The sequence below is a fragment of the Tabrizicola soli genome, assembly GCF_015999335.1.
GTDB lineage: Bacteria > Pseudomonadota > Alphaproteobacteria > Rhodobacterales > Rhodobacteraceae > Tabrizicola > Tabrizicola soli.
Window position 1 is genome coordinate 1 of the sequence record NZ_JAEACP010000042.1, and the last position, 11,536, is coordinate 11,536.

Sequence of the window (11,536 nt, forward strand, 5' to 3'; positions counted from 1 at the left end):
GGCCGGCTGAAGGACTGGAGACGCGTTGCCACCCGATACGACAGATGCCCGGAAACCTTCTTCTCCGCTATCGCCCTCGCAGCAACCGTCATGTTCTGGCTCTGAAACTCAATGAGTCTGGAGCCTAAAGACGGATCATTGACCCCAAAGAAGACGCGAATGACCCATTGGCGAAAACTTGTACCGAGAATAATGGTAGGCAAGGGGGCGTACCACCACGAATTGAAAAATATTTGGTCCATGGGCGACGGCGCATTTCACGTTTTATCCAATACATCATGGTTGAACTCCCGCGCCCATGGTGCAATGGCTGGTCTCCGAAAGATTACGCGCGAGGGGTGGCCGAACCTGCATCTGCGGCGTTCGGGGCGCAAACTGGAGAGCAAGATGCGCAAGCGCTTCGGCATTCTGATCCTTATGGCTCTTCTGGCTGGTTGCGCGCAGGGGCATGTCAATTTTCCGGTCACTGAAGCGGGCCAGGAGAAGCTTCCCGACAATGTGACGGTGGTTCGGCTGAGCACTGCAAATATCGCAACCCACGCCCGGCCCGAAATGCGGGTGCCGTCGCATCCGGTCCCCGAACCGCAAGTCTGGAACTACAAGGTCGGTGTCGGCGATATCCTGAGCATCGATGTCTTCGATCACCCCGAACTTACGCTGCCGGCCGGTCCGCAGCGCAGCGCGGCAGAATCCGGCTTCCGTGTCCAGGCGGACGGAACCTTTTTCTACCCCTTCGTGGGCCAGGTGACGGCCTTGGGGCAGGCCCCCGAGCAGATCCGCGAGGATCTGCGGGCGCGACTTGCGCAGTATATTCCCGATCCCCAGCTGGAAGTGCGCGTCGCCGCCTTCAATTCGCAGGCCATCGTCGTGACGGGAGATGTGGCCGAACCAAACCGGCAGGCCCTGAGCAGCGTGCCGTTGACCGTGCTCGAGGCGATCAACGCCGCCGGCGGCTTCACCGAGACGGCCGATCCGGCGCGTGTCATCCTTCAGCGCGGGGGCAAGACCTACAACATCAATCTCGAGCAGTTCCTGTCCGGCGATCTCTTGCGCAACAACCCGATCCTGCAGTCAGGCGATGTCGTCATGGTTCCCCGGCACAAGCTAGAAGAGGCCTATCTCCTGGGAAAGGTAGCCAAACCTGCGACCATCGACCTGTCGAAGGATCCCGTGACCCTGACACAGTCGCTGACCCGCCAGGGTGGACTGCAGGAGATTGCGGCCGATGCGCGTGGCGTCTTCGTGTTTCGCAAGGCGGGTCCGGAGATAACCGTCTTCCAGCTCGACACCTCGTCGCCCACCGGCCTGGTCCTGGGCACCGAATTCCTGCTAGCCCCGAACGATGTCGTCTATGTGACGCGCTCGCCCCTGGGCAAATGGAACGACACGATCAGCCGCATCCTCCCCTCGGTCACCGTGGCGGGTGGGCTCGACAACATCCAAGAGTAGCGTCGTGATCCATTCCATCCTTGTCGTTTGCGTCGGCAACATCTGTCGCTCTCCGACCGGGGAGAGGATGTTGCGCGCGGTCCTGCCGGGGGTCGATATCCACTCGGCCGGGATTGCCGCCTTGGTTGGACATGCCGCGGATGAAACGACCCGGGCGGTCGCCGCCGAACATGGTCTCGACGTCGATGGTCACGTCGCGCGGCAGTTCACGCCCGAACTTGGGAAAGCTGCAGACCTCATCCTGGTGATGGAGCCCGGCCACCGTCGCGAGATCGCGCGGCGAGCGCCCGAGCTGGCGGGACGGACAATGCTGTTCGATCACTGGACGGGCGGCCACGGGATCCCGGATCCCCATCGGCAGTCCCACGTGGTCCATGAAGAGGTCCATGCCCTTATCGCGGCCGCCGCCAACGCCTGGGCGCGGCGCCTTGCGGCTGGGGAGTAGCGGGATGGCCTCGACACCCGCTCAGCCTGCTGCCTCTCGGGACGAAGACGAAATCGACCTTGCCCGCCTGTTCACCCGCCTCTGGGCGAATAAGGGCGTGATCGCGGCCATTTCCGCCCTGGCATTTGCCGGGGGGCTTCTGTTCTTTTTCGGAACGGCGCCGACCTACCGGGCGGATGCACTGTTGCAGCTGGAAGAGAAGAAGGGCCAGCTTGCCTTGCCGGCGGGGCTGAGCGACCTTGCCGGAAGCGAGCCGACCAGCGCGACCGAGATCGAGATCCTGCGCTCGCGTCTGGTGCTTGGGCAGGCGGTTGCGGACGCGCATCTCGACTGGACCGCGACCCCAAGACGGCTGCCGCTGCCGGTCGCGGCGCTGGTCCGGCTGGGCATCCCGCTTCCCGACGGCTTCGGCCTTGCGGCCTACGCGCGTGGAGGCGAGCGAATCCGCATCGATCTGCTGGAAGTCCCGCCAACATGGATCGGCAGGGAAATCGCGCTTCGGCTGGGTGAGGCAGGCACGTTCACCGTCACGCTGCCCGATGGGCGAGAGCTTGCCGGCCAGACCGATGTGCTTCTGACTCTTCCCGAAGAACGGTTCGCCCTGCGGATCGGCGAGATCGACGGGCCCCCCGGACGGGAGTTCCTGTTGGGCCACATCAACGACGCAGCCGCGATCGAGGCACTGCGTCGGCGACTTTCAGTTGCCGAACGCGGGCGCCAGACCGGAATTCTCGAACTTGGGCTGACCGGAAGCAATCCCGCCGAAACCGAGCGGGTGCTGCAGGCCATCGCCGATGCCTATCTTCGCCAGAACGTGGGCCGGTCCTCGGCCGAGGCGGACAGCAGCCTTGAATTCGTCGAGAGCCAGTTGCCGGATGCCGAAGCAGCTGTCCGCCGGGCCGAGGGCGCACTCAATGATTACCGTCAGAAACAACAGGCCATCGACCTGGGTTTCGAAGGCCAGAACCTTCTGACCCAGATCTCGACCCTCGAGGCCGAGCTGCAGCAACTCGCGGACAAGGAAGGCGAACTCGCGGAGCGGTATACGCCCGACCACCCGTCCTACCAGCAATTGCTCGCCACCCGGGCGCGGCTCGAGGAGCGGATCGAATCCTTGCGCGCCGAAGTTTCGGACCTGCCGGAAACGCAGCGCGTGGTCTTCAACCTGACCCGCGACCTCGAACTTGCGCAGGAAGTCTATGTCCAGTTGCTCAATCGCGCGCAGGAACTCCGCGTGCTGCGCGCCAGTTCGATCGGCAATGTCCGCATCATCGACCCGGCGCGCACCGCTCCTGAACCTATTGCACCACGCGGTGCGCGCATCCTGGCGCTCAGCCTGGTGCTCGGGTTGGGTCTGGGGATCGGCTATGTGCTCCTGCGCGGCTGGCTGCGCAAAGGCGTGCAGAGCGCCGAGGAAATCGACGCCCTGGGCCTGCCGGTGTTCGCGACCATCAATATGGTGGATGGGGCCAGGGATCACAGGAAGCTGAAGGGCAAGCTTCCTGTCCATGCGATCGAGACCCCGAACGACCTTGCCATCGAAGGCTTCCGCTCGCTGCGCACCAGTCTGCATTTCGGATTGATCGAGAGCCAGAGCCATTCGATCCTGATTACAAGCGCGGCACCGGATGCCGGGAAATCCTTTACGGCCGTCAACCTGGCCGTGGTTGCGGCTCAGGCGGGCCGGAAGGTCTGCCTGATCGACGCCGATTTGCGCCGCGGCTATCTGCGGCGGTATTTCGGCCTTCCAAAGAACATGAAAGGGCTTTCCGATTATCTTGCTGGAACCGCGACGCTTGAGGAAATCATGATCCCCGGTCCGGTCCCGGGACTCTTCTTCATTCCGGCGGGGCGCTTTCCGCCGAATCCGTCGGAACTGCTTCTGCGTCGGGAACTGGCGGTTCTTCTGAAGGAACTGGATCGCCAATATGATCTTACGGTCGTCGATGCACCCCCTGTTCTGGCGGTGACTGATCCCATCATCATTGGCCGCTCGACCGGCGCGGCAATCGCCGTGGTGCGCTTCGACCAAACACCGGCGGGAGAGATAGAAGCACTCAAGCGCCAGTTCCTGAACGCCGGAATCCGCCTTTCGGGTGCGGTTCTGAATGGCTTTGATCCGCGCCGTGCCGCCTTGGTCGCCGGCTATGGGTACGGCTACAGCTATCGGTATGGCTATAGGGAACGTCGCGAACAGGACTGATCAGCCTCGACAGCGCAGATCTGCGTTTTCGTGCAACCCGACAACGCTTTAACGCTTTAACGCTTTGCGAAATGATGCCGCAGGGTTGCGCCAAGGGCGCGGCGCCAATTGGATGTATCCCATTAACTTTTGGACAGATTGCGGCATTTAACCATTAGGCAGATTGTGGCGTCGTTATTCCGTTCCAAATAATCTTCTGGGACACGCCGCCATGGTTGATCGTCATTTCTCCCTCGAGATCCTGCTGATCTTCCTGGTATCGGCCTTGGTGTGCGGCGCCATTCTTGCCACCCGACGCCATCATATTGGATATGTCGTCCGTCGCGGCGACGTGGCTGCCGTTCAGGCGGCACATCGCCGGCTGACGCCACGGATCGGTGGACTCGCGCTCTTGGCCGGGCTTCTGCCGATGACTTTCATGATCAGGGCGGATCTGGCCCCATGGTTCGGGCTCTTCCTGCTTTCGCTTGGTCCGATCTTCATCGCGGGCCTGCTGGAGGATATCGGCCGTCGCGTCTCGCCATCCATGCGGTTGCTTGCGGCGGCTTTGTCCTCCCTCATCGCCGTGACGCTGCTCGGTCATTGGGTGCCGCGTCTGGATGTGCCCGGCTTCGACGCGCTGTTCCAGTGGGCGCCCTTTGTCGCGATCCTTTTCACGCTGGTTGCCACGGCCGGGGTCTCCAACGGGTTCAACCTGATCGACGGGATCAACGGTCTGGCAGCCGGGGTGGGCGTGATCTCGGCGCTGGCGATGGCTGCGATCGCGACCCGCGGCGGTGCGGATGCCCTGGCCCACCTCAACCTGATGCTGACGGCGGCCCTGTTGGGATTCATTGTCTTCAACTATCCTTGGGGACGCCTGTTCCTGGGCGATGCCGGGGCCTACACCCTGGGCCATGTCCTTGCCTGGTTCGCCATCGTGCTGATGCATCGCGTTCCCGATCTGACGCCTTGGGCGGTCCTCCTCATCTTCTTCTGGCCGGTCGCCGACACTTTCTTTGCCATCTATCGCCGCCGACGCTCCGGCCGACCGACCACCCGACCCGACCGGCTGCATTTTCACCAGCTGGCAATGCGGGCACTCGAGATCACCGTGACCGGGCGTTCCGCGCGCCACATCACCAATCCCGTGGCGACGTTGCTCCTGCTTCCGATGGCGGCAGTCCCCGCCTTCTTCGGCATCTGGCTTTGGAACCGCCCGCTGGCGGCCTTCCTGGCCCTGATCGGTTTCGCCGGCCTGTTCGTGACGACCTACCTGCTTGGCTTGCGTCTGGCTCCGCTCCTGCGCCGGCGGCCTTCCGGTGATCCGCCACGCGGCTATCGGCAAGGTTCCGGCCGTCCGAAGGCGAGGGTCTTCGCCGCCGAAGCGGACCTGACCGGCGCCGGTGTCGTCCAGGTGGAGGCAACCTGAGGCCTTCTTCGGCAGCGGCAGCACCCGCAGGATGTGCTATTCTGCTTCCTGATCCGTTCAGCGATCAGGACGGCTTGTGGTGGAACCATCGTTCCTCTGGCACGTCTCATCCCTGTCTGTGGGAAAGGAAGCCTGATGCGCCTCAACGCCGATTTCGACCAGCCCGTGATCGTTCATGCGGCCCGCCTGGACTGGGTGCCCAGCCCGGCCGCGGGGGTGGAGCGCCGGATGCTGTATCGCGCCGGGGATGAGGTCGCCCGGGCCACCTCGATCGTGCGCTATGCGCCGGGCAGCGCATTTCCCGAACATGTCCATGGCGGGGGCGAGGAAATCCTGGTGCTGGAGGGCACGTTCCAGGACGAGCATGACGATTATCCTGCCGGATCCTATTTCCGCAACCCTCCCGGCACCGCCCACAGTCCGGCCGCCGCCGAGGGCTGCACCATCCTTGTCCGGCTCTGGCAATTCCGCAGCGGCGATACGGCCCAGGTCATCCGGCAGCCCGGCGAAGGCCAGGCCCTGGCGCCGCGTCCCGGAGCGACTGCGGCGCGCCTGCTGTTCGAAGACGGGGCCGAGCGGGTCTGGACCGAGGACTGGGGCCCCGACGCCGAAATCTGGATCGGGAATGCGGCGGGGCTCGAGTTCCTGCTGATCGACGGCACGGCGCGGATCGGCGGCGAAGCCTGCGCGGAGCAAAGCTGGGGCCGCCTGCCCACCGGTCGGGCGCTGTCGGCGCTGGCCGGTCCCGAAGGCGCGCGGATCTGGATCAAGGCCGCTCCCCTGCAGCATCCGGATGTCCTGCCCATGCCGGGCTGACCGTCGCGTGGGCGCTTGACACGCTCCGCCAGCGATGCCGCAGATGGGCCGGAGACAACATAGGTGCGCCATGATTGCCGATCCCCAGGTGCTGGAGTTCATCCGCAGCACCGAAGCTGCCTATCCCGCCGAGGCCAACGGCGCCAGCGCCGCCGACAACCGCAGATATTATGACGCCATGTGCGCGCGGTTCCGCGCACCGCGTCCTCCCGGCCTGCCGGTCAGGGACCAGGAGCTGGGGGGCGTATCCTGCCGGGTCTACGGGGTCAGGACGCCGGTGGCGGTGCTGTATCTCCACGGTGGCGGCTTTGTGGTGGGGGGGCTGGACAGTCACGATGATGTCTGCGCCGAGATCGCCGATGCCACCGGACTCATGCTGGTCGCGGTGGATTACCGGCTGGCACCCGAACATCGCTGGCCCGCACCGCTCCGCGATGTCGAGGCGGTCTGGCAGGCGCTGGACCGGCCTGCGGTGGTGGTGGGCGACAGTGCGGGCGGGCTGTTGGCAGCCGCCCTTTGCCTGTCCTGCCGGGGACAGCGGCAACCCTTGGGACAGGTGCTGATCTACCCCAGCCTCGGCGGCGATCGCAGCGCGTCCTCCTACACCGTGAACGCCGAGGCCCCGATGCTGCGCACGGTTGATCTGGACGGCTACCAGCGCGCTCTGCATGGCGAGGGGCCGGTCGCGGACCCACTGGCGCAGCCGCTGCGGGCCCCCAGGCTTGGCGGTCTGGCCCCGGCCTTCGTCGTCAGTGCGGATGTCGACCCCCTGCGCGATGACGGACGTGACTATGTGGCGCGCCTGCGGCTGGCGGGTGTAGCGGCGGAATGGCGCAACGAGCCCGAGTTGCCGCATGGCTATTTGCGCGCCCGCCGCGAGAGCGACCGCGCCCGGCGCAGCTTTCAGGCGATCCTGGCGGCCATCGTCCGCCTTGCCGGGTGCGTGCCCGTCCGGGCTTAGTTGTCCACGGGCCCGTGCGGGTTCCCGATGCCCATCATCGGCAGCATCCCGCTGCCGTAGAGCGGCCCCGGCCCGACCTGGAGCGCGATCCGGTCCACCGAATAGGTCGGTGCCCGAAGCGAGGCCGCCACAAGCAGCGCCGCCGGGTAGAAGACCTCCAGGTCGGCGGTCTGGTGCCAGATGATCCGCTCGGCCAGGCGGGCGGTGTCGGTGTCGCCCTCGTCCAGGGCCTCGGCGTAAAGCTCGACCAGGGCGGTGACGACCGCGACATCGCCGTCGTAAAGCCGCGCCAGCTCGGCCTGCAGGGCCGCGGCGTCGGGCAGTTCTGGCAGCGCCTCCCGCGAGCCGGAGGTGGCCGTGTCCGTCCAGCAGAGCACGGGCAGGATGGTCGCCTCCTGCGCGGCGTTGTGGGGGGCCGTCAGCGCGGCGGCGGCGCGGGCGGCTTTGCCGATATCGTCCTGCCTTGCGCCGACCTCCTCAAGCTGGGCCTGGAAATCCGCATGGGCGCTGCGCAGGGCGTAGGGGGTCTCGAAGGGTGCCGCAAAGGTCGGCAAGGGCAGTGCCGCGATTGCAGCGGCGATGATGATGATCTTGTGCATTCCGGTCTCCTCTCTCCTGATCCGCCGAGACTGGCCTGCCCGGATGAGCGGAAACTTACGGTGCGGGACATTCTGCTTCAGGTTGCCGTCAGGAAGCGGTGGTTCATTCACTCTGCCGTGAGCAAGGGACTTGTTCCGGCGCGCCGGACGGGGCTAGCCTGTGCATGGGAAAGCGCGCAGCCCGGAATCGGGTGCAGTCATCGGCTCATGCAGACACACGGGATGTGTGGAAGGAGGAGTTATGCGCAGCTTGTATCACCATCGCATGTGTTCCCGGTATCGGGTCCGGCAGGCCCTGTCGGTTCTGGGTTTCGTCGCCGCGACGGCACTGCTCCCGCTTGCCGGTGCCGCGCAGGAGGCCACGCCCGCAGAGGCCCCTGCGATGATTCCGGCCGAGCGGGTGCCGTTCTTCCACGACTGGCAGTCGTCGCCCCATGCCAAGGCGGATGCCCGGGCCTTCACCAACTGGGACGACAAGGGCGAGATCCCCGAAGCCTGCTCGCGTTGCCATTCGACCCCCGGCTTCCTGGACTACATCGGTGCGGATGGCTCGGCCGTGGGCAGCGTCGAGGCGAAGGCCCCGACGGGCACGGTCATCGGCTGCATGGCCTGCCACAACGAGACGACGCGCCAGATGTCCGGCGTCACCTTTCCCTCGGGCCAGCGGGTCGAGGATCTGGGCGCCGAGGCGCGCTGCATGACCTGCCATCAGGGCCGCGAATCCACGCTCAGCGTCAACCGCGCGGTGGCGGGGATCGGCGATGACACGGTGTCGCCGGACCTTGCCTTCATCAACGTCCATTACCGGGCGGCCGGGGCGACCCTGATGGGCACGCTGGCGCGGGGCGGCTATGAGTATGACGGCCAGACCTATGCCTCGCGCCGCCGCCATGCCGAGCCCTTCGACAGCTGCATCACCTGCCACGAGCTGCACAGCGTGCAGCCGAAGGTGGAACCCTGCGCCGCCTGCCATGACCGGGTGACCGACCGCGAATCCCTGCGGACCATCCGCAAGGGCAAGGTGGACTACGACGGGGACGGGGACGTGACCGAGGGGATCGCGGCGGAAGTCACCGCCCTGCACGAGCGCCTGCTCGAGGCGATCAAGGCCTATGGCAAGGATGTGGCCGGCACGGCCATCGCCTATGATGGGCATGCGCATCCCTATTTCTTCATCGACAAGGACAGTAGCGGCAGCGTCGAGGAAGGCGAGGCGGTGGGGGACAACAAATACGCAAGCTGGACCCCCCGGCTGTTGCGCGCGGCCTACAACTACCAGTTCGTCGCCAAGGATCCGGGGGCCTATGCGCATAACGCGCCCTATGTGCTGCAGCTCATGCACGACTCCTTGGCCGATCTGGACAAGGCGGCCGTCGAGGGGCTGGTGCGCCCGTGAGGCCCGGTCCGGCCCGGAGGCGATCTCCGGGCCGGACAGGTCAGCTCCAGGCGCGCAGGGCAAAGACCAGCGTCATGCCGAAGCCGACGATCCCGATCAACGCCCGCAACACCCGGCGCGGCATCGCGCGGGCCACCGGCGCCCCCGCATAGCCGCCGAGCGCCGAGCCCAGCATCATCAGCGCCGCCTCGGGCCAGGCAACCAGCCCCGCCACCGCAAAGGCCGCGACCGAGATGGCGGACAGCACGAAGGACAGCCCGCTTTTCAGCCCGTTCATCCGGTGCAGGTCGCGCATCCCCCAGAGCGAGAACAGCGCCAGCAGCATGATGCCCAGCCCGCCGTTGAAATAGCCGCCATAGATCGAGACCAGCAGGAGACCGGCCATGCCCGCCGCCCCCTCGCCGGTCCCGGACCGCGCCCCGGCGCAGCGCAGCCTGTCGCCGAACAGGAACACCAGGGTGGCGAACAGGAGAAGCCCCGGCACGATGCGCGCAAAGACCTCGTTCGACGAGACCATGAGCAAAAGCGAACCCGCCAGCCCGCCGGCAAGGGTCACCGCGGACAGCCGCACCAACCGGGCGCGGGGCACTTGCGCCAGTTCGGAGCGAAAGCCGATTGCCCCGGCCAGATAGCCGGGAAAGACCGCGACCGCGCTGGTCGCGTTGGCCATGACGGGCGGGATTCCGGCCAGCACAAGCGCCGGGAAGGTCAGGAAGGTGCCGCCCCCCGCGACGGTGTTCAGTATTCCGGCCCCGAAGGCGGCGAGTCCCAGGATCAGCGCATCGACCAGGCTCACGGCGCGCAGCCCTTTGTCCGGTGGGGGCCGTGTGGGGGCTCGGGTCTGGACATCTGGGTCTCCTGCGGACGGCAAGGCAAAGGGCAGCGCCAGAGGATAGGGGAAGGCCGGGGGGAAGGACAGCCGTCGGTTCAGGCCGGCGTTTCCAGCCGGGGGGCCCAATCCTCGACCCGCTGGCTCTCCAGCCGGGCGCGGGCCAGCCGCTGCCAGCTTGCGGGCAGGCCGGGCAGGGCGGCAAGATCGGCCAGCGCGGCGCGGTCCAGCATGTCGCGGTAGAGAAGCCGCCACACCCGGGAAAGCGGCCAGTCGGCCTGCGGGCGCGCGACCAGCGCCGCGCTGTCGCCTGCCGCCACGGCGCCGGGCTCCATTACGCGGAAATACCAGCCGGTGCGCCCGCTTTCTTGCACCCGCCGCGCCATGTCCGGCAGGGCGAAGCGCAGGTTCAGCTTCCAGCAGGGTTGGCGCGACTGGCTGACCTGCATCAGCGCGGTCCCGACCCGCCAGAGATCGCCCAGGCAGAGGCCGGCCTCGTCGATGCCCTCGGCCACAAGGTTCTCGCCAAAGCCGCCGGGCCGGAGGTTGGGGGTTCCCGCAGGCAAGGTCGAGGCCCAGAGCGGATAATGCGCAACCGGGTAGCAATGCACCGCCTTGTCCGGCCCGCCGTGGCGCTGCCGGTCGCCCTGCTCGTCGCCGTCCAGCCCCTGCGCCGCCGCCGCGACCGGCCAGGAGACGGGTTCCTTCCCGATGGCCGAGGGTTGCCCCCGCGGACCGAAAGGACGGGCGCGGCCGACGCGCACCTCCAGGATGCGAAAGCCGCTCATTCCCGGCCTTCCAGCATCAGCGCCATGATCTGCGCCCCGAGCGCCAGGTCCGAGACCTGCCCGAAATGCCGCGCCCGCATCTGGCCGTGGCGGTCGAACAGCACCAGCGTCGGCGTGCCCTCGAGCTGCCATTCCGCCATGGTCCGGGGCAGGGGGCCGGGCGTGCCGGGCTGGTCCACCGCCACCGGGAATCGGATGCGGTATTCGTGCAGGAAGGCGCGCAGCGCGGCCGGCGTCATCGCCTCGTGATGCTCGAAGACCGAATGCAGCCCGATCACCGCCACCTTGCCCGGCGCGAAGGTGCTGGCGATGCGTCCGGCCTGCGGCAGGCCATGGCTGACGCAGCCGGGGCAGAGCATCTGGAACACCTCGACCACCAGGACGCGGCCGTGGAAATCCGCCAGCGCCAGGGGGTGGTCGGTGTTCAGCCATTCGGCGGCGTGAAGCGTGGTCATTCGGTCCTCCTCGATCGGGGTGGCGGCAGGGGGCCGTCGCCGGCTTGATGGCCTAGGTGTGAATTCTCAGGAGGTTGTTCACCCGAGGCGGGGTTAGGCTGCAATCGCCAAACTCCAGCCGAGGACCCCGCAGGATGAACAACCCGCACCAAGGTGCCCGCCTTACCGTCTACAGTCGAGAGCA

General features: G+C 66.6%; 11 protein-coding genes and 1 pseudogene. 8 read left to right on the plus strand and 4 right to left on the minus strand.

Annotation, left to right across the window (positions count from 1 at the left end):
* The 7 genes and pseudogenes from I7S92_RS22595 to I7S92_RS22625 form a co-directional block, all read left to right on the plus strand.
* Positions 1–105, plus strand: a pseudogene (locus tag I7S92_RS22595) (IS5/IS1182 family transposase); the annotation flags it as partial.
* Between the two features lie 282 nt (positions 106–387).
* Positions 388–1,449, plus strand: a complete 1,062-nt coding sequence (locus I7S92_RS22600; RefSeq protein WP_197647758.1) for a polysaccharide biosynthesis/export family protein — start codon at positions 388–390, stop codon at positions 1,447–1,449.
* A gap of 4 nt (positions 1,450–1,453) precedes the next feature.
* Positions 1,454–1,894 (plus strand): arsenate reductase/protein-tyrosine-phosphatase family protein, encoded by a 441-nt coding sequence (locus tag I7S92_RS22605; RefSeq protein ID WP_354001358.1) that lies wholly within the window; start codon positions 1,454–1,456, stop codon positions 1,892–1,894.
* Positions 1,895–1,898: 4 nt separating this feature from the next.
* Complete coding sequence (locus tag I7S92_RS22610; protein WP_197647759.1) at positions 1,899–4,097, plus strand: polysaccharide biosynthesis tyrosine autokinase; 2,199 nt, start codon at positions 1,899–1,901, stop codon at positions 4,095–4,097.
* A gap of 163 nt (positions 4,098–4,260) precedes the next feature.
* Complete coding sequence (locus I7S92_RS22615) at positions 4,261–5,508, plus strand: MraY family glycosyltransferase (protein ID WP_197647760.1); 1,248 nt, start codon at positions 4,261–4,263, stop codon at positions 5,506–5,508.
* Positions 5,509–5,643: 135 nt separating this feature from the next.
* Entirely contained in the window at positions 5,644–6,324 is a 681-nt protein-coding gene (locus I7S92_RS22620) for a cupin domain-containing protein (protein WP_197647761.1), read from the plus strand.
* Positions 6,325–6,394: 70 nt separating this feature from the next.
* A complete protein-coding gene (locus I7S92_RS22625; protein WP_197647762.1) occupies positions 6,395–7,285 on the plus strand; it encodes an alpha/beta hydrolase in 891 nt (296 codons plus the stop codon).
* On the opposite strand, the gene I7S92_RS22630 is transcribed toward I7S92_RS22625, so the two are convergent.
* Entirely contained in the window at positions 7,282–7,884 is a 603-nt protein-coding gene (locus tag I7S92_RS22630) for a hypothetical protein (RefSeq protein ID WP_197647763.1), read from the minus strand. The genes I7S92_RS22625 and I7S92_RS22630 overlap by 4 nt on opposite strands.
* Before the next feature lie 265 nt (positions 7,885–8,149).
* Between I7S92_RS22630 and I7S92_RS22635 the strand changes: the two genes are divergently transcribed.
* Positions 8,150–9,280 carry a cytochrome c3 family protein gene (locus I7S92_RS22635; RefSeq protein ID WP_197647764.1) on the plus strand — a complete coding sequence of 377 codons (1,131 nt, stop codon included), beginning with the start codon at positions 8,150–8,152 and terminating at the stop codon, positions 9,278–9,280.
* A 40-nt stretch (positions 9,281–9,320) separates the two neighbouring features.
* Here the strand turns inward: I7S92_RS22635 and I7S92_RS22640 are convergent, their stop codons facing one another.
* The 3 genes from I7S92_RS22640 to I7S92_RS22650 form a co-directional block, all read right to left on the minus strand.
* Positions 9,321–10,070, minus strand: a complete 750-nt coding sequence (locus I7S92_RS22640) for a sulfite exporter TauE/SafE family protein (RefSeq protein WP_197647768.1) — start codon at positions 10,068–10,070, stop codon at positions 9,321–9,323.
* Positions 10,071–10,207: 137 nt separating this feature from the next.
* A complete protein-coding gene (locus tag I7S92_RS22645) occupies positions 10,208–10,897 on the minus strand; it encodes an MOSC domain-containing protein (RefSeq protein WP_197647765.1) in 690 nt (229 codons plus the stop codon).
* Entirely contained in the window at positions 10,894–11,352 is a 459-nt protein-coding gene (locus tag I7S92_RS22650; protein ID WP_197647766.1) for a TlpA disulfide reductase family protein, read from the minus strand. Before I7S92_RS22650 ends, I7S92_RS22645 begins: the two co-directional genes overlap by 4 nt.
* Positions 11,353–11,536 lie beyond the last annotated feature (184 nt).

Excerpts from the sequence above, each read along its gene's own strand:
- I7S92_RS22600 (WP_197647758.1), top strand. The coding sequence starts at position 388 with ATGCGCAAGCGCTTCGGCATTCTGATCCTTATGGCTCTTCTGGCTGGT.
- I7S92_RS22610 (WP_197647759.1), top strand. The coding sequence starts at position 1,899 with ATGGCCTCGACACCCGCTCAGCCTGCTGCCTCTCGGGACGAAGACGAA.
- I7S92_RS22620 (WP_197647761.1), top strand. The coding sequence starts at position 5,644 with ATGCGCCTCAACGCCGATTTCGACCAGCCCGTGATCGTTCATGCGGCC.
- I7S92_RS22625 (WP_197647762.1), top strand. The coding sequence starts at position 6,395 with ATGATTGCCGATCCCCAGGTGCTGGAGTTCATCCGCAGCACCGAAGCT.
- I7S92_RS22630 (WP_197647763.1), bottom strand. The coding sequence starts at position 7,884 with ATGCACAAGATCATCATCATCGCCGCTGCAATCGCGGCACTGCCCTTG.
- I7S92_RS22635 (WP_197647764.1), top strand. The coding sequence starts at position 8,150 with ATGTGTTCCCGGTATCGGGTCCGGCAGGCCCTGTCGGTTCTGGGTTTC.
- I7S92_RS22645 (WP_197647765.1), bottom strand. The coding sequence starts at position 10,897 with ATGAGCGGCTTTCGCATCCTGGAGGTGCGCGTCGGCCGCGCCCGTCCT.
- I7S92_RS22650 (WP_197647766.1), bottom strand. The coding sequence starts at position 11,352 with ATGACCACGCTTCACGCCGCCGAATGGCTGAACACCGACCACCCCCTG.